This window comes from Jannaschia sp. 2305UL9-9 (assembly GCF_041403465.1).
Lineage (GTDB): Bacteria > Pseudomonadota > Alphaproteobacteria > Rhodobacterales > Rhodobacteraceae > Jannaschia.
This window is the reverse complement of record NZ_JBGEHM010000003.1, coordinates 32,498-54,184: the sequence shown is the minus strand read 5'-3', so window position 1 is coordinate 54,184 and position 21,687 is coordinate 32,498. Positions and strand designations below refer to the sequence as shown.

26 protein-coding genes are annotated in these 21,687 nt (G+C 65.5%); 23 read left to right on the top strand and 3 right to left on the bottom strand.

Annotated features, from left to right (window positions below; all coding sequences use genetic code 11):
• The first annotated feature begins 35 nt into the window (after positions 1-35).
• The 6 genes from V6N07_RS13640 to V6N07_RS13615 all read left to right on the top strand — a co-directional run bounded on the left by V6N07_RS13640 (position 36) and on the right by V6N07_RS13615 (position 4,793).
• A complete protein-coding gene (locus tag V6N07_RS13640; RefSeq protein ID WP_371156885.1) occupies positions 36-1,103 on the top strand; it encodes a hemin-degrading factor in 1,068 nt (355 codons plus the stop codon).
• Positions 1,100-1,918, top strand: a complete 819-nt coding sequence (locus tag V6N07_RS13635; RefSeq protein WP_371156884.1) for a hemin ABC transporter substrate-binding protein — start codon at positions 1,100-1,102, stop codon at positions 1,916-1,918. The genes V6N07_RS13640 and V6N07_RS13635 overlap by 4 nt, the downstream gene beginning before the upstream one ends.
• Positions 1,915-2,985: a FecCD family ABC transporter permease gene (locus V6N07_RS13630; RefSeq protein ID WP_371156883.1), complete on the top strand. Its 1,071-nt coding sequence runs from the start codon at positions 1,915-1,917 to the stop codon at positions 2,983-2,985. Before V6N07_RS13635 ends, V6N07_RS13630 begins: the two co-directional genes overlap by 4 nt.
• Positions 2,982-3,758 (top strand): heme ABC transporter ATP-binding protein, encoded by a 777-nt coding sequence (locus V6N07_RS13625; protein ID WP_371156882.1) that lies wholly within the window; start codon positions 2,982-2,984, stop codon positions 3,756-3,758. Before V6N07_RS13630 ends, V6N07_RS13625 begins: the two co-directional genes overlap by 4 nt.
• A gap of 23 nt (positions 3,759-3,781) precedes the next feature.
• Positions 3,782-4,282, top strand: a complete 501-nt coding sequence (locus tag V6N07_RS13620; protein ID WP_371156881.1) for a hypothetical protein — start codon at positions 3,782-3,784, stop codon at positions 4,280-4,282.
• Positions 4,283-4,391: 109 nt separating this feature from the next.
• On the top strand, positions 4,392-4,793 hold the full coding sequence (locus V6N07_RS13615; RefSeq protein ID WP_371156880.1) for a hypothetical protein: 402 nt from the start codon (positions 4,392-4,394) through the stop codon (positions 4,791-4,793).
• Between the two features lie 226 nt (positions 4,794-5,019).
• On the opposite strand, the gene gndA is transcribed toward V6N07_RS13615, so the two are convergent.
• A complete protein-coding gene (gndA, locus tag V6N07_RS13610; protein ID WP_371156879.1) occupies positions 5,020-6,444 on the bottom strand; it encodes an NADP-dependent phosphogluconate dehydrogenase in 1,425 nt (474 codons plus the stop codon).
• A 160-nt stretch (positions 6,445-6,604) separates the two neighbouring features.
• Here gndA and V6N07_RS13605 point away from each other — a divergent pair, with 160 nt between their 5' ends.
• From V6N07_RS13605 to V6N07_RS13585, 5 genes are all read left to right on the top strand, one after another.
• The gene (locus V6N07_RS13605) at positions 6,605-7,834 is read left to right on the top strand and encodes a putative DNA modification/repair radical SAM protein (protein ID WP_371156878.1); all 1,230 of its coding nucleotides are present in this window, start codon (positions 6,605-6,607) and stop codon (positions 7,832-7,834) included.
• A 16-nt stretch (positions 7,835-7,850) separates the two neighbouring features.
• Positions 7,851-9,218, top strand: a complete 1,368-nt coding sequence (locus V6N07_RS13600; RefSeq protein WP_371156877.1) for a UdgX family uracil-DNA binding protein — start codon at positions 7,851-7,853, stop codon at positions 9,216-9,218.
• Positions 9,219-9,381: 163 nt separating this feature from the next.
• On the top strand, positions 9,382-10,230 hold the full coding sequence (locus tag V6N07_RS13595) for a UTP--glucose-1-phosphate uridylyltransferase (protein WP_371156876.1): 849 nt from the start codon (positions 9,382-9,384) through the stop codon (positions 10,228-10,230).
• Positions 10,231-10,254: 24 nt separating this feature from the next.
• The gene (otsB, locus tag V6N07_RS13590) at positions 10,255-11,034 is read left to right on the top strand and encodes a trehalose-phosphatase (protein ID WP_371156875.1); all 780 of its coding nucleotides are present in this window, start codon (positions 10,255-10,257) and stop codon (positions 11,032-11,034) included.
• 10 nt (positions 11,035-11,044) lie between these two features.
• Positions 11,045-12,436 (top strand): trehalose-6-phosphate synthase, encoded by a 1,392-nt coding sequence (locus V6N07_RS13585; protein ID WP_371156874.1) that lies wholly within the window; start codon positions 11,045-11,047, stop codon positions 12,434-12,436.
• A gap of 71 nt (positions 12,437-12,507) precedes the next feature.
• On the opposite strand, the gene V6N07_RS13580 is transcribed toward V6N07_RS13585, so the two are convergent.
• Positions 12,508-13,692: a MalY/PatB family protein gene (locus V6N07_RS13580; RefSeq protein ID WP_371156873.1), complete on the bottom strand. Its 1,185-nt coding sequence runs from the start codon at positions 13,690-13,692 to the stop codon at positions 12,508-12,510.
• 78 nt (positions 13,693-13,770) lie between these two features.
• Between V6N07_RS13580 and def (V6N07_RS13575) the strand changes: the two genes are divergently transcribed.
• From def (V6N07_RS13575) to V6N07_RS13520, 12 genes are all read left to right on the top strand, one after another.
• Positions 13,771-14,289, top strand: a complete 519-nt coding sequence (def, locus tag V6N07_RS13575; protein ID WP_371156872.1) for a peptide deformylase — start codon at positions 13,771-13,773, stop codon at positions 14,287-14,289.
• A complete protein-coding gene (locus V6N07_RS13570; RefSeq protein ID WP_371156871.1) occupies positions 14,282-14,722 on the top strand; it encodes a hypothetical protein in 441 nt (146 codons plus the stop codon). Before def (V6N07_RS13575) ends, V6N07_RS13570 begins: the two co-directional genes overlap by 8 nt.
• On the top strand, positions 14,722-15,180 hold the full coding sequence (gene def / locus V6N07_RS13565; protein ID WP_371156870.1) for a peptide deformylase: 459 nt from the start codon (positions 14,722-14,724) through the stop codon (positions 15,178-15,180). Before V6N07_RS13570 ends, def (V6N07_RS13565) begins: the two co-directional genes overlap by 1 nt.
• 107 nt (positions 15,181-15,287) lie before the next feature.
• Positions 15,288-15,779 (top strand): peptide deformylase, encoded by a 492-nt coding sequence (gene def / locus V6N07_RS13560; RefSeq protein ID WP_371156869.1) that lies wholly within the window; start codon positions 15,288-15,290, stop codon positions 15,777-15,779.
• Positions 15,780-15,819: 40 nt separating this feature from the next.
• Positions 15,820-16,737 carry a methionyl-tRNA formyltransferase gene (gene fmt / locus V6N07_RS13555; RefSeq protein ID WP_371156868.1) on the top strand — a complete coding sequence of 306 codons (918 nt, stop codon included), beginning with the start codon at positions 15,820-15,822 and terminating at the stop codon, positions 16,735-16,737.
• Between the two features lie 68 nt (positions 16,738-16,805).
• Complete coding sequence (locus V6N07_RS13550; RefSeq protein ID WP_371156867.1) at positions 16,806-17,042, top strand: hypothetical protein; 237 nt, start codon at positions 16,806-16,808, stop codon at positions 17,040-17,042.
• Between the two features lie 73 nt (positions 17,043-17,115).
• Positions 17,116-18,066 carry a 4-hydroxy-3-methylbut-2-enyl diphosphate reductase gene (gene ispH / locus V6N07_RS13545; RefSeq protein WP_371156866.1) on the top strand — a complete coding sequence of 317 codons (951 nt, stop codon included), beginning with the start codon at positions 17,116-17,118 and terminating at the stop codon, positions 18,064-18,066.
• A gap of 124 nt (positions 18,067-18,190) precedes the next feature.
• Positions 18,191-18,808, top strand: a complete 618-nt coding sequence (locus V6N07_RS13540; protein WP_371156865.1) for a LysE family translocator — start codon at positions 18,191-18,193, stop codon at positions 18,806-18,808.
• 118 nt (positions 18,809-18,926) lie between these two features.
• Complete coding sequence (locus V6N07_RS13535; RefSeq protein ID WP_371156864.1) at positions 18,927-19,382, top strand: DUF3429 domain-containing protein; 456 nt, start codon at positions 18,927-18,929, stop codon at positions 19,380-19,382.
• Entirely contained in the window at positions 19,379-19,966 is a 588-nt protein-coding gene (locus tag V6N07_RS13530) for a class I SAM-dependent methyltransferase (RefSeq protein ID WP_371156863.1), read from the top strand. The genes V6N07_RS13535 and V6N07_RS13530 overlap by 4 nt, the downstream gene beginning before the upstream one ends.
• Positions 19,963-20,427, top strand: coding sequence for a ribonuclease HI (gene rnhA / locus V6N07_RS13525; protein ID WP_371156862.1), 465 nt, complete (start codon positions 19,963-19,965; stop codon positions 20,425-20,427). The genes V6N07_RS13530 and rnhA overlap by 4 nt, the downstream gene beginning before the upstream one ends.
• Positions 20,424-21,047: a trimeric intracellular cation channel family protein gene (locus V6N07_RS13520; protein ID WP_371156861.1), complete on the top strand. Its 624-nt coding sequence runs from the start codon at positions 20,424-20,426 to the stop codon at positions 21,045-21,047. The genes rnhA and V6N07_RS13520 overlap by 4 nt, the downstream gene beginning before the upstream one ends.
• Positions 21,048-21,050: 3 nt before the next feature.
• On the opposite strand, the gene V6N07_RS13515 is transcribed toward V6N07_RS13520, so the two are convergent.
• The gene (locus V6N07_RS13515) at positions 21,051-21,623 is read right to left on the bottom strand and encodes an NYN domain-containing protein (protein ID WP_371156860.1); all 573 of its coding nucleotides are present in this window, start codon (positions 21,621-21,623) and stop codon (positions 21,051-21,053) included.
• Positions 21,624-21,687: the final 64 nt, after the last annotated feature.

The following is a 21,687-nucleotide window of genomic DNA, read 5'->3' as shown; positions in this document are numbered from 1 at the left end:
GTTCACCACCCCATCGACAGCTTGCAGGACACCTGATGACATTGTCACAGACACCATTCGGCGCGGACGCGCCGCATCGCCATGACACGATTCGCGCCGCCATCGAGGCTGCCCCGGCCCTGCGGGCGCGGGACCTGGCCGAGCGGCTGGAGATTTCCGAAGCGGAGCTTCTGGACGCGCGCGGCGAGGGTTGGCGTGTAAGCCGTATCGCCGCCACGCCCGGACAGCTGATCCCCGCCGTCGAGGGGCTGGGCGAGGTCATGGCCCTGACACGGAACGCGTGGTGCGTGCATGAAAAGGTCGGGCGCTACACCGATTTCCATGACGGCCCGCACGCGTCCATGACCCTTGGCGCCGATATCGACACCCGTATGTTCGCCAAGCACTGGGTCCACGCCTTCCACGTCGAGCAGGAGACGGAGACCGGCCTTCGGCGGTCGCTGCAGGTGTTCGATGCGGCCGGAGATGCGGTTCACAAGATCCACCTGCGCGACGGGTCCGACATCGCGGTGTTCGATGCCATGCGCGACGGGTTGGCCGTGGATGCCGGCCCCCTGAACATCACGGCGCGCACGCCTGTCGACGGGGCGCTGGAAAATCCGGACCGCGCGGATGCGCTGCGCCGTGAACTGGCCAAGCTGACCGATACGCATCAATTCCTGATGCTTTGCCGCAAGGTCAAGATGAACCGGCTGGGTGCCTACCGCGTGGCCGGAGAGCCTTTCGCGCGCAAACTGGCACCCCGCGCCTTTGGCGACACGATCTGCGCATTGTCCGAGAAGGCCGTGCCCGCGATGGTGTTCGTCGGCAACGCGGGCTGCATTCAGATCCATTCCGGCCCGATCCGGAAGGTCGCACCCATGGGGCCGTGGCTCAACATCATGGATCCCGGCTTCAACCTGCATCTGCGCGACGACAAGGTGGCCGAGGTCTGGGCCGTCGAAAAGCCGACCAAGCGTGGCCCGGCCATTTCGGTCGAATCCTTCGACGCGGACGGCATGCTGATCAGCCAGATTTTCGGCTACCGAAAGGAAAACGCCGGGATCGACCATGTCGACGACTTCGCGGCCATCGTCGCCCACCTGCCCGGAGTGGACGCATGATCCGGATCGCTTTGGCCGCCGCCCTTCTGGCAACGCCGGCGGCGGCGGATCGCCTCCTGTCGATCGGCGGCTCCGTGACGGAAATCGTCGTGGCACTTGGTCAGCAGGATCGGCTGGTCGCCCGTGATACCACGTCCAGCTATCCACCCGAGGTCGAGGCGCTGCCCGATGTCGGCTACATGCGCGCGCTGTCGCCCGAAGGGGTGTTGTCGGTCGCGCCCGACCTGATCGTGTCCGAAGATGGAGCAGGCCCGCCCGAAGCCCTGGAGGTTCTGCAGGCAGCGGGCGTGCCCTTCGTGACCGTACCCGACGGGTTCGACCGCGCGGGCCTGCGCGCCAAGATCCAGGCGGTGGGCGTGGCACTTGGCGTGCCCGATGCGGCGGTGACCCTTGCCGATGAGACCGACGCCCGCCTTGCCGCGGCCATCGAAGGGATCGACGGACCCGGCAAGAGGGTCCTGTTCGTCCTGTCCACCCAAGGCGGGCGCATCCTTGCGTCGGGCAAGGGCACAGCGGCGGACGGGATCATCCAGCTGTCCGGCGGCATCAACGCCGTGGACGCCTTTGACGGCTACAAGCCCCTGACCGACGAGGCGGTGGCCGATGCCGACCCCGATGTCGTCCTGATGATGGACCGTTCCGGCGATCATTCGGCGACGGCAGATGCGCTGTTCGCGATGCCTGCCCTTGCCACCACACGGGCGGCCGAAGCGCGGGCGCTGGTGACGATGGACGGCCTGCTGCTGCTCGGCTTTGGTCCGCGCACGCCCGAGGCCGTCGAAACCCTGGCCCATGCGTTGGCGCACGCAGGATGAGCTGGGTGGGCGACATCGCGCGGCCAATGGCTGTCCCCGGCGACCGCAGCGGCCTGGCGCTTCGCGCCACGGTCCTGCTGGCGGTGGCCCTGATCGTCGTGTCGGTCCTGTCGCTTGCGCAGGGGGCGGCAGGCACCTCGCTGTGGTCGGCGCTGGCCTCCCTCGCGGCGGGCGAGCCGCTGGAGCTGCGCGACCGCGTGGTCCTTCTGGATATCCGGTTGCCACGCTTGGCGATGGGCATTCTGGTCGGCGCGTCTTTGGCGGTGTCGGGCGCGGTGATGCAGGGGTTGTTCCGCAATCCGCTGGCCGACCCCGGTCTGGTCGGCGTCTCGGCGGGCGCGGGGCTGGGCGCGATCACGGCGATCGTTCTGGGCGGGACGCTGCCGGTGCTGGCGGTTCTCGGCACGTGGCTGGTGCCGGTCGCGGCCTTCCTCGGCGGATGGCTCAGCACCATGCTGCTCTACCGGGTGTCCACGCGCGCGGGCCGCACGTCCGTGGCCACGATGCTGCTGGCCGGGATTGCGCTTGGTGCGCTGTCCGGCGCGGTGTCGGGCCTGTTGGTCTATGTCGCCGATGACGCGCAGCTGCGCGAGCTGACGTTCTGGGGGTTGGGCAGTCTGGCGGGCGCCTCCTGGGCCAAGCTGATCATCGCGGGACCGATCATCATCGCGGCGCTGGCGATGACACCGCTCCTTGCGCGCGGCCTCAACGCGCTGGCGCTCGGCGAAGCCGTGGCCGGGCACCTCGGATTGCCGGTGGAGCGGATCAAATCGCTTGCCATCCTTTCGGTCGCCGCGGCCACTGGGGCCGCCGTGGCGGTCTCGGGCGGGATCGGGTTCGTCGGCATCGTCGTGCCGCACCTCTTGCGGCTGGCGACCGGGCCGGACCACCGGATGCTGCTGCCCAACGCGGCGCTGCTGGGCGCGACCCTGCTGATCGGGGCCGACATCATCAGCCGGACCATCATCGCGCCTGCCGAACTGCCGATCGGCATTGTCACGGCGACCATCGGCGGGCCGTTATTTCTGTGGATCCTGTTGCGCAATCGCGGGGTGGTGGACCTATGAGGATCGTTGCACGCAACCTGACGGCCAAGCTGGGCCGCAGGTCGATCCTGCACGGGATCGATCTGGATGCCCGGGCGGGCGAGGTGACGGCCATCGTCGGCCCGAACGGGTCGGGCAAGACGACCGCGATGCGGTGCCTGACTGGTGACCTGGCCCACGGCGGACACATGACGATCAACGGGCATGCGCCCGAAGACTGGCCCGCGTGGCAGTTGGCCTCCATCCGCGCCGTTCTGCCCCAGGCCTCGGCACTGTCCTTTCCCTTTACCGTGCTGGAGGTGGTGCGGCTGGGTCTGATGGCCGGGCGGTCCGCCGACCAGGTCGGCATCGCCTCGCAGGCTTTGGCCCGTGTCGGTCTGGCCGGGTTCGAAGGCCGCTTCTATCAGGAACTTTCGGGAGGCGAGCAGGCCCGGACCCAACTGGCCCGCGTTCTGGCGCAGGTCTGGCACCCGACGCCCGACGACGCCCCGCGGTGGCTGTTCCTCGATGAACCCGTTGCCGCGCTGGATATTGCGCATCAGCGTGTGGTGATGGACATCGCGCGCGATTTTGCCCGGTCGGGCGGTGGCGTGATCGCCGTCATGCACGACCTGAACCTGACGGCCGGGTTCGCCGATCGCATGATCCTTCTGGCGGGCGGCCGTGTGCTGGCCGCAGGCACCCCGGTCGAGGTGATGACGGACGCCATCCTCAGCCGTGCCTATGGCTGTGCGGTGCGTGTGGGGGCAGTGCCATCCACGCCCTTCGTCCTTCCGCATCCCCTGTCCGCCTGACCAGACCCTCAACGGAGACCCGCATGACCTGTCCCGACGCCCCGTCCGGCACGACGACCCCCTTGCAAGATCTGCCCTTCGATACGGACGAACGGCAGGTTCTGCGCATCGCGCGGATGTTCTTTCGCACCTTCGCCGAACCGCAGTCGCAGTCGTGGATCGGCGGCGTCGGGGCGGCATTGGACGGCTTCGACCACTTCGCGGCGCCGCATGTCTATGTCGCGACATTGGGCGCGGTACAGTCGATGCGTCAGAGCAGGCGGTCCACGTTCCGGTTCAACGATCCCTGTTGCCCGGCCTGTGCCGGATCGGTCACCGACTGCGAACGCCTGTTTCTGGGCGGGTTGCGCGCCATGCGGGACGATGCCCCGGACCGCGCCGCGGCCCTGGCCTGCATCCTGTGCGAAGGCAACGAGGCGGGGCCGTGGTTGGTCGCGCTGGGCAAACTGGCCGCGCAACTGCCGCCGCGTGTGTCCGCAGATCGGATGAGCGCCCTGCACGCCGCGCAGAACGCGCTGCGATGACGGCGCCGCGCGGCTTCTGTTCTGCCATTTCGTGCAGGGCAGAGGAGCCTTTGGCCGGAACGGGTCGACACCCCGAACGGAGCGTTCTGATACAACGGCCCGAGGCGAAGTGACGGCATTCGACGTCTGGGAAGCGTCGTATCTGGGCGGCGGTCCCCTGTCCGCGACGCTGCGGAGCCGGCCGTCGCGGCGCAAGTACGGGCGCCTGTACCTGGTCGATGCCACCGCCTTTCTTGGCGACGTGGCCGACGGGCGCCCTTATGTTGCGGCCTGTCGTGGCGGTGCCGATCTGGATGCACCTGTGCAGGCGGCCGAGTTCTTTGCCTTGCCCCAAGGCACCCGCGGCCCGGTGTCGATGGAACGGCGCGAAGGAACCGAAGCCGCGCCCCGGTATGCCGTTCGCACGAACGCTACCCTGTTTCCCGTGGTCTGCCGGTCCGCCGTCGCGCGCAGCCACGGCACCTGCAATCATTCGGACGGCGGCAACCCGTCGCCGGGACGAACCATCTGACTGGCGGAAGGTGCGTCCGAGTAGGCGGATTGACCGGGCGGTCAGCACGATTGAGGCGCCGTGGCCGCGCAATATTTCAGGTGACCGGTCTGTTGGTGCCGAAGTTTGCCCAAGGCGCAGGACAGGCAAACAATAACGATTCATGGCCCTGCGGGTCCGATAAATCCCCGGCTCGGGCATGGCGCGGGGGCAGACGCCCCCGCACGGTTTGAATGCATAAACGCTATCAGGTCTTGGGCGATGCCGTATCGGCGGCCCATGGCCCGTGCTGATCTTCCTTGCCGTTCACATGCACGAAGCCATGCAGGCCGAAGAAGTCGCGCTGTGCCTGAACCATGTTCGCGGTGCCGCGCGCCGTCCGCATGGCGTCGAAATACGCGAGACCAGAGGACAGCGCCGGCATCGGATGACCGTTCAGGGCGGCCTGTGCCACGACCTCGCGCAGGGCCGTATGATTGTCCTTCATGATGGCCGCGAAATGATCGATGAACATCAGGTTGCGGCCCGGCTCTTCGGCAAGGGCGGTCGACATGTCGTCCAGCATCGTGGACCGGATGATGCACCCCTGACGCCAGATTTGCGCGATCCGCGCCATCGGCAGGTCCCAGCCGAAATCGCGCATGGCCGCCGACAGCATCTCGAAGCCCTGCGCATAGCAGATGACCTTGCCCGCGATCAGCGCCTTTTCCAGCGTCTCATGCGACAGCCCGTCGAACGCCTGCGGTGCGGCGCCGAAGATGTCTTCGCCCTCCGCGCGTTCGGACAGGCGCGACGACAGATTGCGTGCCACGACTGCGGCCTCGATCGCCGGGACGGGCGCAAGGCGATGCTGGCTTTCGATCGCGGTCCAGCGACCCGTGCCCTTCTGACCGGCTGCATCGACGATGACGGACAACAAAGGCTCACCGGTCGCGACATCCCTGGCGTGGGCGACATGGCCCGAAATCTCGATCAGGTAGCTTTCCAGCGGGCCCTTGTTCCATTCGGCAAACAGATCGCCGATCGCATCGGGGCCCATGCCGTGACCGTCGCGCAGGATGCCGTAAACCTCGGCGATCATCTGCATGTCGGCATATTCGATGCCGTTGTGCACCATCTTGACGAAATGCCCGGCCCCTCCGGGGCCCATCAGCGCGGCACAGGGATCACCGTCATGCTTGGCGGCTATCGCGGTCATGATGTCTTCGACGCGGGCCCAGTGTTCGGCCGCGCCGCCCCCCATGATGGAGGGGCCGTGGCGCGCACCTTCCTCGCCACCCGAAACGCCAACCCCGAGGAACGGGCCGCGATCATCATGGACGCGGCGATCCGTGTCCGAGAACAGGGCATTGCCGCAATCGATGATCAGGTCGTCCTCGTCCAGCAGGGGACGCAACGCATCGATCTGATCGTCCACGGCCTGACCGGCAGGCACCATCAGGATGACGGCCCGCGGACGGGCGATGGCGGCGACGAAATCCTCGAGCGTTTCGGTCGGGGTGATCCGTGGCGACAGGTCCCCGGCCTCTGCCGCGAAATCGCGTGTCACCTGTGTCGTGCGGTTGAAGACAGCAATGTCGAAGCCCTTCTCCGCGATGTTCGACGCCAGAGCGGCCCCCATCGTGCCCAGACCGATCAGACCGATCCGTGACTGTCCTTTTTCATCACCCATGCGGTGCCTCCCTCGCTTTGCTGCTGTCCTACCGGGCGGGCAGGGCAGGGGAAAGGCCCCGCGGACCGAGGTGCCGCAAAACGACCGCGACACCCCGCCATTTCGTCGCAGCATGTCATAGATTGTTGCTGACCTGTTCCTATGAACGTATCAGGAACATATGGCAAAGATGACGATTCAGGAAAAGCTGGCCCTTCTGTCGGATGCGGCCAAGTACGACGCCAGTTGCGCGTCTTCGGGCACCTCCAAGCGCGGATCGCGGGACGGGGCGGGGCTCGGTTCGACCACGGGCTCGGGGATCTGCCATGCCTATGCCCCGGACGGTCGCTGCATCAGCCTGCTCAAGATCCTGATGACGAACTACTGCGTCTATGACTGCGCCTACTGCGTCAACCGCGTCTCGTCGAACGTGCCGCGCGCACGGTTCACGGTGGATGAGGTCGTCTGGCTGACGACGGAGTTCTATCGCCGCAACTATATCGAAGGTCTGTTCCTGTCGTCCGGCATCATCAAGTCCAGCGACTACACGATGGAGGAGATGGTCCGTATCGCCGAAAAACTGCGCGCCGGGGGCTTTCGCGGGTATATCCACCTGAAGACCATTCCCGAGGCGTCGCCCGAACTGATCGAGCGGGCGGGCCTTGCGGCGGACCGTTTGTCCATCAATATCGAGCTTCCGACCGATGCGTCGGTAAAGGCCTTCGCGCCCGAAAAGGACGCGGGCCAGATCCGTGGCGCCATGGGCAAGGTCAGTCTGACCAAACAGGATTACAGCGAGCCGAGCTGGAGAGGACGCAAGCGGGGCAGGTTCGCCCCAGCAGGACAATCGACGCAGATGATCGTCGGTGCCGACGCAGCGGACGACGCCACGATCCTTGGCAATTCGACCCGGCTTTATGGCGCCTATGGCCTGAAGCGGGTCTATTACTCCGCCTTTTCGCCCATTCCGGACAGCAGCGCCGTCCTCCCCCTCGTGGACCCGCCATTGATGCGCGAACACCGGTTGTATCAGGCCGACTGGCTTTTGCGGTTCTACGATTTTTCACTGGATGAGATCGTGACCCGCGACGCCGGGGGGATGCTGGACCTCGACGTCGACCCCAAGCTCGCCTGGGCGCTCGTGAACCGGGACCGCTTTCCGGTGAACGTGAACACCGCCCCGAAAGAGATGTTGCTGCGCATTCCCGGTTTCGGGACCAAGATCGTTCAGCGCATCCTGAAAGCGCGGAAAACCGCGGCCTTGGGGTTGGAGGACATTCGCCGCATGGGCGGGCGGATCAAGGCCGCGCGCCCCTTCGTAATCACGCGCGACCATCATCCGGGGCGCAGCCTCGACGAGGCGGACCTGAGAGCCCGTTTCGTCAAACCGAAGCAGATGGAACTGTTCTGACATGCATGCCCCCCGCATGCCGCGCCTTGGCACCGCGACCGCGTGGCGCGATGCCGCGCGGTGTCTGGTACATGTTGCCCCGTCCGACATCGATTGGGGGTGGCAGGATGCGCCGACGCCGATGTTCGACGAACCGCTTCCGCCGGCCCGCGATCTGACGGTTCCAAAGGCCTTCGCGGCCCTGTCACGGTTGCTGATGGCGGAACGGTCCGGGCAGGGGTTCGCCACGGCCCACACCCTTTTGCACCGGCTTCAGGCGGATCGGGGTCTTTTGTCACGGCGCGCAGACCCGGATGTCTCGCGCGCGGAGCGGATTGCCAAGGAAATCCGGCGCGACCTGCACAAGATGCACGCTTTCGTCCGCTTTCGCGAAGTCGGGGACCAGTCGCAACGCCGTCGCTTTGCCGCCTGGTTCGAGCCGACGCACCGGATCGAGGAATCCGTGGCCGACTTCTTCGTGAACCGGTTCGGGGACATGGACTGGGCCATCATCACGCCCGAGGTGACGACGACATATGCGGATGGAAAGCTTTCCCAAGAGGCGGTTCCATCCACGCGCCCGGACGACGGGGATGCGCTCGAAGAGCTCTGGACGACCTATTACAGCAACATCTTCAATCCGGCGCGTCTGAAGGTCGACGCGATGACGGCGGAGATGCCGAAGAAATACTGGAAGAACCTGCCCGAAGCGCGCGTGATCCCCGGCCTGATTGCAGGTGCCCGCGCGCAGGTCAGCGCCATGCAGGCGGCGCCTGCGCGCCCGGCCCGTCCCCGCATCGTCGAGGCGCCGTTTGCGCCGCAGACCCTGGGCGAGGCCTGCGCCGCGGCGCGCGCCTGTACGGCTTGCCCGCTGCATTGCAATGCGACGCGCACGGTCTGGGGCGAAGGTCCGGCGGATGCCGATATCATGATCGTGGGCGAGCAGCCGGGCGATACCGAGGATCTGGCCGGACGTCCGTTCGTCGGTCCCGCAGGGCAGATGTTCGATCAATCCGCCGCGGTCGCCGGGCTGGATCGGGGGGCATGTTATGTCACCAACGCCGTGAAGCATTTCAAGTTCGTCCAGAAGGGCAAGCGTCGGATCCACCAACGCCCCGCCAGATCCGAAGTCGAGGCCTGTTTGCCTTGGCTGATGCAGGAACTGACACTGGTTCAGCCGAATGTGGTCGTGGCCATGGGGGCGACGGCGCTTCATGCGCTGACCGGCAGTGGCACGGGCCTTCTCAAACGGCGTGGTCACTGGGAAGAGACCCGCGACGGGCGGCCGCTGCTGATAACGGTGCACCCCAGTTTCCTGCTGCGTCTGCCGGATGCGCAACAACGGGCGGCAGAGATACAGGCGTTCCAGAACGACCTGAGACAGGTTGCAGGCCTGCCTAAATAATAGGCATTCAGGGTCGATATCCGGCAGGTGCGGGGTACGCCCGGTCCTCTGGCCGCTGCAGTGCAGAAAAGCGGATGCTTTGCTGGAACTGTCACGCCCCTGTGAGAGTATTCTCGTCAGGATGCTCTTGGGCGTCCGGGGGATAACCTGCTGGAGAGAAAAAATGGACCGTCTGCATACTGTAATTCTTCCTGTCGCTGGCCTCGGCACACGCATGCTGCCTGCCACCAAGGTGACCCCGAAGGAGCTTTTGCCGGTCTACGACACGCCGCTGCTGCAGTTTGCCATCGATGAGGCGCTGGCTGCGGGCGCCCGTCGGATCATCCTGATCTCGCACCCCGACAAACCTGCGCTGGCCGAGTATTTCGAGCCGAATGACGATCTGGAGCGCAAGCTTGCCGACGCGAACAAGGCTGATCTGCTGGACGCCGTGCGCGCAAGCCGCCTGCCGGACGGGGTGGAGTTGAGCGTCGTGATGCAGGAAGAGCAGCTCGGCCTTGGGCATGCCGTGCTTTGTGCTGCGGAAAATGCGGAAGACGGTCCCGTCGGTGTTCTTCTGCCCGATGACCTGATCCTCGGCGCCCCTTGTCTGGCCGAAATGACCGAGGCCTATGATCCATCCGCCATGCGCAGTCTCGTTGCCGCGCAGGAGGTGCCGCATCAGCACGTTTCGCGCTACGGGATTTTCGATTGTGATGACACCGGCGCCGGAACCGTCCTGCCCGCTGCGCGTTTCGTGGAAAAGCCGTCCGTGCAGGAGGCGCCGTCTCGTCTTGCGGCCGTCGGGCGCTATATCATCGATCAGGCGATATTCGACGTACTGCGGAATACCGGGCGCGGTGCCGGAGGAGAGATCCAGTTGACCGATGCGATCGCGCAGCTTGGCGGGATCCATGCGTTCCGCTTTTCCGGCGAACGGCACGATTGCGGCAATCGCGACGGATTGGTCGATGCGACGCTTGCCGTACAGCGTCTGCGAAAACAGGTAAATCTGCGCGTAGCGGCCGAATAGGTCGCCGCCGAGGGAGGAACAAGGATGCTTTACTACCAGATGACGGGCTTCATGGGGGGCGACAAACACGCCGATGGTCACACGATAGCGATGCCAGGCCATGCAGACGCCGCGCTGTTTCTGGATTTTGACGGCACGTTGGTCGATATCGCGGCCCGCCCCGATGGCGTGACCGTCCCGCCAGAGGTGCATGCACTGCTGGACAAGGCCTGTGACCGGTTGTCGGGTCGCGTGGCCATCGTATCGGGGCGCGCCGTGAGCGAGCTGGAAGCCTTTCTTCCCGACTTCAAGGGGCCTTTGATCGGGTCGCACGGGGCCGAGCGGCGCGTCGACGGCAAGACGCAGCAGACGCAGGATTTCGATCAGGCGATCATCGCCACACTTCAGCGGCTGGTCACCGATTTCGCATCGCTGACGCCGGACTTTCTGGTCGAGATGAAGCCCACGGGCGTGGTCCTGCATTATCGTCAGGCACAGGAGCAGGGCGCTCTGGCGCTGCACTTCATGGAAAGTCTGGCCTCGGCCGCGACCGGTTTCCGGTTGCAGCCTGCGCTGTGCGCCTATGAAATCAAGCCCGACAGCGTTGGCAAGGACATCGCGCTGACCGGTCTGATGGGGCAGGCGCCGTTTTCCGGGGCGACGCCGATCTATGCTGGCGATGATCTTACCGATGAGGCAGCGCTTGCCTGGGCGGCCGACCTCGGGGGCACCGCGATCAAGATCGGGGGGGCGGAAACCGTGGCTGCCAATCGGCTGCCGGATCCGGCCACGCTGATCTCCAGGTTGGATGAATGGCTTGCTTGATGTGTCGCAAATGACGTCTGACACGCGAAAGGGGCGGCTGATCGTTCTGTCGAACCGTCTTCCCAAGGGGGACGTTCCGGCGGGGGGGCTGATCTTTGCGCTGCACGAGGCATTGTCCGGTGCGGGTGGCATCTGGATCGGATCGGCGGATCCGACCGAAACGGCGGATGATACGCTGACGCCAATCGGCAGCGGGGCGTATGACCGGTTCACGTTCTCGCTGACCGAAGCGGAGCATGCCGGGTTCTACCTCGGGTATTCGAATGCCGTCCTCTGGCCGTTGTTTCATCACCGCTCGGACCTGATGGAAATCACGGGCGACGATTTCGATGCCTATGCCGCCGTCAACGCGCGGGTTGCCCGGGCGTTGGCAGCGATGCTGCGTCCCGATGATACGATCTGGATACACGACTATCACTTCCTGATGGTCGCCTCCGAACTGCGCAAGCTCGGGGTGGGCAACCGTATCGGGTTGTTCCTGCATATCCCCTTTCCGAACGTCACGGATGTTCTGGCCCTGCCGCAGGCCAACCTTTTGGCAGGATGGCTTGCGGCACACGATCTTGTCGGCCTGCAAGCGCAGCGTGATGTATCCGCCGCATTCGACGTCCTGCGACAGGATGGAGAGGTTCAGATCCTGAACGACGGCACATGGATCCGTGCAGGCCGTATCTTTGCCATCCGCAGCTTCCCCATCGGCATAGACGCCGAGGGGTTCGCGAAGACGGCGGCCGCGGCCCCGACGCCCGAGTTGCTTCTGGATCCGCGCGCGCCCCTTCTGATCGGGGTCGACCGGCTGGATTATTCCAAGGGTCTGGTGCATCGGTTCGAGGCATTCGGCGAATACCTGGCCCGCCGGTCGGATCCGCATATGCGGCCCACATTCCTGCAGATCGCGCCTGTGTCCCGAGAGAATGTCGCCGCCTATCAGGATATCCGAGAGGAGCTGGAACGCGCATCGGGGTCCATCAACGGCGCGCATGCCGATCTTGACTGGACGCCGATCCGTTACGTGCGTCACCACGTCGACAGGGACCGGATCGCCGGGTTGTATCGTCGGGCCGATGTCGCCCTCGTGACCCCGCTGGCCGATGGCATGAACCTTGTCGCAAAGGAGTTCGTCGCCGCGCAGGATGTCACCGATCCCGGTGTGCTGGTCCTGTCGCATTTCGCGGGCGCGGCGGAACAGATGGAAGCCGCCCTTCAGATCAATCCGTTCGACCAGGGCAGCTTTGCAGAGGCTATCGACCGTGCGTTGACCATGTCGCTGGAGGAACGGATCGAACGCAACGACGCCCTGCGCAAGGGCGTGTTCGAACAGGATATCGCGTGGTGGACGCAGACATTCCTAAACAGGCTGTCATCGGCGTCCATTTCCTATGACGGTGGGGCCGAGGTCTAGGAGCCGGCCCGATCAGGCATCGCGCCACGGCCCTGTCCTGCAGGGCCATGGCCTGACCGGGGGCAGGCCTGCTACTGCAGGTCGCTGAATGCCGCCTGCATCCGTTCCACGGCATCTTCGACGCGGGCCCGCGGGGTTGCGATGTTGAACCGCAGGAACGCATCGCCACCCTTGCCGAAAGTCGGGCCGTGGTTCACCGCAATCTTGGCGCTTTGCTCGACACGGCGGGTGAACTCTGCCCGCTCCATTCCCGTACCCTCGAAAGAGACCCAGCTGAGGTAGGTCGCCTGAAGGGGGACGGATCGCAGGCCGGGGATCGCGTTGATGCCCTCGTCGAACACTCGGCGGTTTCCGTCGAGGTAGGTCATAAGGTCGTCGACCCAGGCCGCGCCCTCGGGGGAGTAGGCGGCAGTCGCCATGAACAGGCCGAAGGAATTGGGCGACAGACCCAGTGCCAGCATCCGCGCCGCAAACCGGGCGCGCAGATGTTCGTCGTGGATGATCACGTTGCCGGAATGCGACCCCGCGATGTTGAAGGTCTTGGTGGTGGCCGTCATCATGATCAGCCGATCCTCGATGCCGTCGATCGCCGACATCGGGATATGCGTGTTGCCGGGATAGACGAGGTCGTGGTGGATCTCGTCCGAGACGAGGATCAGGTCGTGCCGGCGGGCAAAGGCCGCGAAGCCCTCAAGCTCGGATCTGGTCCAAACTCGCCCGTTCGGATTGTGGGGCGAGCACAGGATCATCATCTTCGCGTCGACCTCGGCCATCTGGGCATCCCAGGTGTCGAAATCGGGGGTGTAGTTCGTGCCATCGAACGCCAGTTCGCATTCGACCACGCGCCGACCGTTGCCGCGGATCACCTTGGCGAAGGCGTGGTAGACCGGCGTGAACAGGACGACGCCGTCATCGGGCCCGGTGTATGTGTCGACGCACATCGCCGTACCGTTGACCAGACCATGCGTGGTGAAGATCGCCGCCGGATCGACCGTCCAGCCATGACGCTCCTTCATCCACCAGCAGATCGCCGCGCGGTATCGGCTGTCGTCGCCGAAATAGCCCATCACGCCATGATCGACCTGGCCCTGAACCGCATCCAGAACGCATTGCGGCGGCCGGAAATCCATGTCGGCAACCCACATGGCCAGCCCGTCGTCTGCGGGCACGCCGTAGATCGGCTCCATTCCGTCCCACTTCATGCAGTGGGTGCCACGGCGGTCGATGATCTGGTCGAAACGGGGGTCTGTGGTCATGGGGATCTCCTTTGCGCGCGACCCTAGACCCCCTGCTGCCGGTTGCAAGGCACTGCAGTCGGGACTAGACCCGCGCCGATGAAACGTCCCATTCTGATCCACCCCGATCCGCGCCTCAAACAGGTTGCCGCGCCGGTCCCCGACCTGTCGGATGGCCTGCGCACCTTGGCCGAGGACATGCTGGAAACGATGTATGATGCCCCGGGGATCGGCCTTGCCGCCCCGCAGCTGGGCATCGGCACGCGCCTTATCGTCCTCGATTGCGTCAAGGAGGAGGGAGAGGCGCCACGCCCCCTCGTGATGTTCAACCCCGAGGTCGTGGCCGCCAGCGACGAAACCAGCGTCTACGAGGAAGGCTGCCTGTCGATCCCGGACCAGTATGGCGAGGTGACGCGCCCCGCCGAGGTGACGGTGCGATGGCTGGACCGCGACGGCAATGAACAGACCGAGACGATGGACGGCCTTTGGGCGACCTGCGTCCAGCATGAGATCGACCATCTGGATGGCAAGCTGTTCATCGACTACCTCAAACCGCTGCGCCGTCAGATGATCACCCGCAAGATGGTCAAGCTGAAGCGCGAACGCGCCCGTGGCTGAACCGTTCGTCCCGCGCGTCCGTGCGCGTCTGGATGATGGCGAACTTTGGGGTGTTCCGGTCAAGATGCACTGGATCGATGCGCAAGGGGCTGCCACGCCGCCTGCCTCCCTCCTGTCGGAGGCATGGCGCACGGTCGCCGATACGCTGCCCGATGCGATGGCAACCGAAGGCGGCTCGGAAGGGGCGGCCTTCTGCATCCTGCACCGTGGCGATCAGGGCGTCTGGCTGTTGATGGACTGGTGGGCCCATCAAGATATCCTGTGCCAATGTCTGGCCCGGTCGGACCTGGGCGAGGACTTGTTCGAACCCGTCGATCACCGCCCCCTGATGGCCTGCGTCTGGGAACTGGAGGTCATAGAGGAGGAACGGCAGGCGTGGATCGCCCACATGATGCAGGCCGATCCGAACCGTGCTGCCTGGTTGATGGCCTGATGGTCCTTCCCATCCGTCTTGTCCCGGATCCGATCCTGCGCGAGGTCTGTGCGCCCGTGGACCGGGGGGCGGATGTCTCGGGCCTTGCCCGCGATATGCTGGCCACGATGTATGCCGCGCCGGGGCGGGGTCTTGCGGCACCGCAGATCGGCGAGGGCCTGCGCCTGTTCGTGATGGATTGCAGCTGGAAGGAGGGTCTGCCGGACCCGCGCGTTTTCGTGAACCCGGTGATCATCGATCGGAGTGGCAGTCAGACGAACGAGGAAGGGTGCCTGTCGTTGCCTGACGTGCCCCGCCTCGTTGCCCGCGCAGACCGCGTGACCTTGGCGTTTGATGGCCCGAGGGGACAGCGGACGGAGGTTTTCGAGGGGCTTGCTGCGGCATGCGTTCAACATGAGGTCGACCATCTGGACGGCGTTCTGATCACGGATCACCCCGAGGCGCCGTTGGGGCCATAGCGGCCACCTTTGTTCGACCCTCGCGGAACAGGGGGCCGGGGCACCGTCCTTGACCACCGTCCGCAAACGGCTGGACGCGGGGCGATGACTGGGGCACCTAGGCGGCCATGACGCATCGCCCCTTTCTGCGCTGGCCCGACCCGCGCCTGACCCAACCCTCCACCCCCGTCGAAGGCATCACCGATGAGGTGCGCGCCGTCTGGGCCGAAATGGTCGAGGCGATGCACGCCATGCCCGGCGTCGGTCTGGCGGCACCGCAGCTGGGGGTGCCCCTGCGTTTGGCAGTGGTCGATGCGGGTGACGGCACCGGTGTGACCTATCTTGCCAATCCGGTCATCCTGCATGCCAGCGGACAGATGCGCACCTATGAGGAGGCCTCACCCAATCTGCCGGGGGTGTCCGCCAAAGTCAGCCGCCCGCGCGCCGTCACGGTCGCCTTCATCGACGAAGCAGGCACCGCGCGGGAGGAAGATTTCGTTCTGTTGCGCGCGACATCCGTGCAGCATCAGATCGACCATCTGGATGGCAAGCTCTACTTTCACCGGCTGTCGAAACTGAAACGTGACATGCTTCTGAAACGGGCGCGCCGCCTGAATTGACGCGTCTTCCGGCGCGGTTCTGGGGCAGGGGGGATACGATATGCGAGTGATCTTCATGGGAACGCCGGAGTTTTCGGTTCCGGTGCTGGAGGCCCTGGCCGCCGAGCACGAGGTGGTCTGCGCCTATTGCCAGCCGCCACGACCGGCCGGGCGGGGCAAGAAGTTGCGGCCCTCACCGGTGCAGGCGCGGGCCGAAGCACTGGGCATTCCGGTGCGGCATCCCAAATCCCTGCGCACCGATGAGGCACAGGCCGAGTTTGCCGACCTGAATGCCGACGTCGCGGTCGTCGTGGCCTATGGCCTGATCCTGCCACAAGCAGTGCTGGACGCACCGGCGAAAGGCTGCATCAACATCCATGCATCGCTGTTGCCGCGATGGCGCGGCGCGGCGCCGATCCATCGGGCGATCATGGCGGGCGATGTGCGCACGGGCGTCTGCATCATGCAGATGGAGGCGGGGCTGGATACCGGACCCGTCCTGATGCGCGAGGCGACGGATATCGATGCAACCGATACCACCGGCGACATGCACGACCGCCTTTCCGACATGGGCGCGCGATTGGTCCTGCGCGTCCTGCCGCAGCTTGGACAGCTTTCGCCCGTCAAGCAGCCCGCCGACGGCGTCACCTATGCGGACAAGATCGACAAGGCCGAGGCGACGTTGACATGGTCCCTGCCGGCGACGGCCTTGGCGCGGCAGATCAACGGTCTGTCGCCCTTTCCGGGGGCGTTCATCCTGCGCGACGGCGCGCGCCTGAAGCTGCTTCGCGCCCGTGCGACCGAAGGGCAGGCGCCGCAGAACACGTTGGCGGACAAGGACCGTCTGGTCATCGGAACCGGCGATGGCCTGCTGGAGGTGCTTGAGGTGCAGCCGGCAGGGCGCGGCCCGGTTCCGGCGGCGGACTGGCTGCGTGGCGCGCGCCTGTCGCCCGGCGCGGCCTTTGCCGACCTTTCCTGACGCCACCCCTTGTGCCGGGCCCGCCCAGGCTCGACACTGATTGCCACCACCACACGCGAGGCACGCCCATGTTCCCGACCCTGATCGGCACCGTCGTCATTGCGGGCATCGTCGGTTATGCGGCCGAACGCACGGGATTCACCCATAACGGCATCCTGTCCAGCATCGTCATCTGCGTCGGCGGTGCGTTCCTGTTCTATTTCCTGACGATCATGTTCGGGATCGGATTTCGTGCACCGGGTCTGAACGCGATCCTCGCGTCGGTCGGGGCACTGATCATCGTGCCGACGCATTGGCGCAAATGATGGCCCTGCGCCCCAGCTGATCACTGGACGTGCGGGCGCCGCGCCCTTACCTGTTCCGTCAAGGAGAGCCGCCATGACCAAGCCCCCCCTGACCCTGTACATGGCCGCGCCGCGCGGGTTCTGTGCCGGTGTGGACCGTGCCATCAAGATCGTCGAACTGGCGCTCGAGAAATGGGGCGCCCCCGTCTATGTCCGGCACGAGATCGTGCACAACAAGTTCGTGGTCGACGGCTTGCGCGAAAAGGGGGCCGTCTTCGTCGAGGAGCTGGAGGAATGCCCCCCCGACCGGCCCGTCATCTTTTCGGCGCATGGTGTCCCGAAATCGGTGCCCCAGGCGGCCGAGGCGCGAAAGATGGTCTACGTCGATGCCACCTGTCCGCTGGTCAGCAAGGTGCATATCGAGGCGGCGCGGCATTCCGACAACGGCCTGCAGATGGTGATGATCGGTCACGCGGGCCACCCCGAGACCGTCGGCACCATGGGTCAGCTGCCCGAGGGGGAGGTGCTGCTTGTCGAAACCCCCGAGGATGTCGCCACCTTGGCCCCCCGCGACCCCGACCGCCTTGCCTTCATCACGCAGACCACCCTGTCGGTCGACGACACGGCCGAGGTGGTCGCGGCCCTCAAGGCGCGTTTCCCGGCCATCGTCGGCCCCCACAAGGAAGACATCTGCTACGCGACCACCAACCGCCAGGAGGCGGTCAAGGCGATGGCGCCCAATTGCGACGCGATCCTTGTCGTCGGCGCGCCCAATTCCTCCAACTCCAGGCGGTTGGTCGAGGTCGGCGCGCGCGCGGGGTGTGACTATGCCCAATTGGTGCAGAACGCCTCCGATATCGATTGGCGCGCATTGGCGGGCATCACATCGGTCGGCATTACCGCCGGGGCCAGCGCGCCGGAGGTCCTGATCAACGACGTCGTGGATGCGTTTTCCGACCACTACGACGTGCGCGTCGAACATGTCGTAACGGCCGAAGAGAACGTCGAATTCAAGGTGCCCCGCGTCCTGCGCGAACCTGCGTAACGACGGGCACGCCGGTTGCGGGATCGGCGTCAACCGGTCGCGCCGGCGCCCCGATGGCATACTTCTCCCTATGGATCAGCATCCCCACTTGCCCGAATGCAGGCAGGCGGGGCAGGGTGGATGGATGATCACGTTTCAGTTTCTGCTTACGGCCCTCGTGGTCGTGATCGCCCCGGGCACCGGTGTCATCTATACGCTGGCCATGGGGCTGGGACGCGGTCGCGGCGCGGCCCTGTTCGCGGCGGCCGGTTGCACCTTGGGTATCCTGCCCGCCCTGTTGGCGGCGATCCTCGGGGTGGCGGCGGTGCTTCATACCTCGGCCATCCTGTTCAATATCGTCAAGTTCGCAGGCGTCGCCTATCTTCTGTGGATGGCATGGGGGGCCGTGCGGCAGACGGGTGCCCTTGCGGTGAAGCCGGCGGACGGATCAGCCGATCCAATGTGGCGCGTGGCCTGGCGCGGTCTGCTGATCAACGTGCTGAACCCCAAGCTGTCGATCTTTTTCCTCGCCCTGCTTCCCCCGTTTCTGTCCGGCGATCCGACGCGCGCGACGATCGAGATGGCATCGCTTGGCGCCGTGTTCATGGGGATGACCTTTGCCGTGTTCGCAATCTACGGCCTGTTTGCCGGGGCGTTCCGCGCGTGGCTTCTGTCGTCGGAACGGGCCATGGCGTGGCTGAACCGGTCATTCGCCGCCGTCTTCGCGGCCCTTGCGGGGCGGCTGGCACTTGAGCGCGCCTGATCGCTGAACGACGCGCGGGGGCATGGGGGCAACGGTGCGGCGCGCCGCCCCTGTTTCATCGACGAGTGACGGGCGGTTTGCGTTTGATCCATGTCGCGGCGCGTGGCATCCCCCGGCCATGTTCAATGCTTCGATCCCACGCTCCGCCCTGTTCCTTGGCCTTGCGGGCCTTCTGCCCTTCGTCTGGGGTGTCATCACGATGTGGTCCCCCATGGCTGCGGAGATGACGCAGCGACTGGCCGGGCCGCGGTTCATCGGGCCGTATGTCGGGCTGTTCTACGGGTCGGTCATCCTGTCGTTCATGTCGGGTGTTCTCTGGGGGTTTGCCACGCGTGCCGAAGGTGCCGTTGCGACCACAGGCTATGCCCTGTCCGTTCTGCCCGCGCTTTGGGCGTTCTTCATGACGGGCGGCGGTCCGGTTGCGGCGGCGATCGCGCTGATCGCCGGTTTCGTCGGATTGCTGTCGCTCGACTGGCTGTTCTGGCAACAGGGACTGGCCCCGGCATGGTGGATGAAGCTTCGGCTCATCCTGACCGCGGGGGTGGTTCTGTGCCTCGCGCCGGTTGCCCTGTGACGGACGCGCAGACCCTTTCCGTCTATGCCGATCGCGCCAATGACTACGCGGCGATGGGGCAGGACACGCAACAGGATTGGGACACTTTCGTCGCGGCCCTGCCGCCGGTCGATGGCCCGGTGCTCGACTGGGGCTGTGGCCCCGGCCACGATGCGGAGGCATTCGCGGGCATGGGCCTTGCGGTCGAGGCAACGGACGCGACGCCCGAAATGGTCGCACTTGCCTGTGCCAAAGGTGTGACCGCGCGGCTGGAAACCTTCGATGCGCTGGACCCTGCGCCGCGCTTTCGCGGGATCTGGGCGAACTTCTCTCTGCTGCATGCCTCCGGGGCGGATCTGCCCGTGCTGATCCGGCGTGCGGCATCCGCCCTGTTGCCCGGCGGTGTGCTGCACCTCGGGATGAAACGTGGACAAGGGACACAGCGCGACAGCCTCGGGCGTCGGTATACCTATGTCGAGGCCGGAGATCTCGACCGGTTGACCGCCGAGGCTGGTCTGCAATCTCCCACGCATCGGACGGGGCGGGGCATTGGCCTCAGCGGCCATGTCGCGGGCTACATTATTCATCGGAGCGTTAAGCCATGACTGACCTGATCGCCTATACGGATGGCGCCTGTTCCGGGAACCCCGGTCCCGGAGGATGGGGGGCCCTGCTGGTCGCCAGTCGCGACGGAGCCGTCCTGAAGGAGCGGGAGTTGAAGGGCGGCGAGGCCGACACGACCAACAACCGCATGGAGCTGTTGGCCGCGATCAACGCGCTGGAGGCGATCGAGAGGCCCGCGACTCTGACCGTCGTAACCGACAGCGCCTATGTGAAGGGCGGCATCACGGCATGGCTGCACGGGTGGAAGCGGAACGGTTGGCGCACGTCCACGAAGAAACCGGTCAAGAACGAAGATCTCTGGCGGCGCCTTGATGAGGCCGCCGCCCGCCATTCGGTGACGTGGAAATGGGTCAAGGGCCACGCGGGCCATCCGGAGAACGAACGCGCAGACGAGCTGGCGCGCGCGGGCATGGCCCCCTTCAAGTCAGCCCGCAAATCGTGAGCCTCGACCTGACGCTCGACCTTGCTTCGGTGTTGGTGTTCGCGATTACCGGCGCGCTTGTCGCAGCACGTGCACAGCTTGACGTGATCGGTTTCATCTTCATCGCCTGCCTGACGTCGGTGGGCGGCGGGACGACGCGCGACCTGCTGCTTGGGCGCAATCCGGTTTTCTGGATCGGTGATGCGACCCCTGTGGCGGTCGCGGCGACCGCGGCCGTCATCGTCTTCTTCACGCACCACCTGTTGGCATCGCGCCTGACTGTGATCGTCTGGCTGGATGCGGTGGCCCTGTCGGTTGCCGCCGCAGCGGGGGTCGCAGTGACCTATGATTTGGGCCAGGACGTCTGGGTTCAGCTGGTGATGGGGGTGGTGACCGGCTGCATGGGCGGCCTGATGCGCGACGTCGTCTGCAACGAGGTTCCGCTGGTTCTCAAGCAAGGGGAGCTTTACGTCACGGCCGCCTTGGCCGGCGGGGTGGCCACCGTTGCCGCCCGTGAGCTGGGGGCAACGGGGCTATGGCCCTTGGCCGCATGTACGGTCGTGACGTTCCTGCTTCGGGCCGGATCGATCAGGTTCGGCTGGCGGTTGCCGTCGTTCCGCGCCCGCCCGCCGCAAGCCTGACCATCAGCCCTGGGTCGAAACCTCGACCTCGGGCATGTCGCGCGGTTCGCGCGGAGGGCGACCGATGACATCCCGCAACTCGTCGAGTTCGATGAAATTATCGCACTGACGGCGCAGGTCGTCGGCGATCATCGGCGGCTGGCTGCGAATGGTCGAGCAGACGGATACACGCACGCCCTTGCGCTGCAACGCTTCGACCAACGGGCGGAAATCGCCGTCACCCGAAAACAGCACGATGTGGTCGACATGATCCGCCGTTTCCAGCGCATCGACCGCCAGTTCGATGTCCATGTTGCCCTTGACCTTGCGGCGGCCCTGACTGTCCGTGAATTCCTTGGCCGTCTTCGTGACCATGGTGAATCCATTGTACTGCAACCAGTCGACCAGCGGACGGATCGGCGAGTATTCCTCGTTTTCCAGCAAGGCAGTATAATAGAACGCGCGCAGCAGCTTGCCGCGTCTGACGAATTCCTGCCGAAGAAGTTTGTAATCGATGTCGAACGAGAGTGCTTTGGCGGCAGCATAAAGGTTCGAACCATCGATGAAGAGCGCAAGCCGCTCATCGCGATAGAACATTATGAATTTTCCTTTCGGGAAGACCTGGCCGGGTGAGTGTGAGGTCCGGTGGCTGACTTCCGTT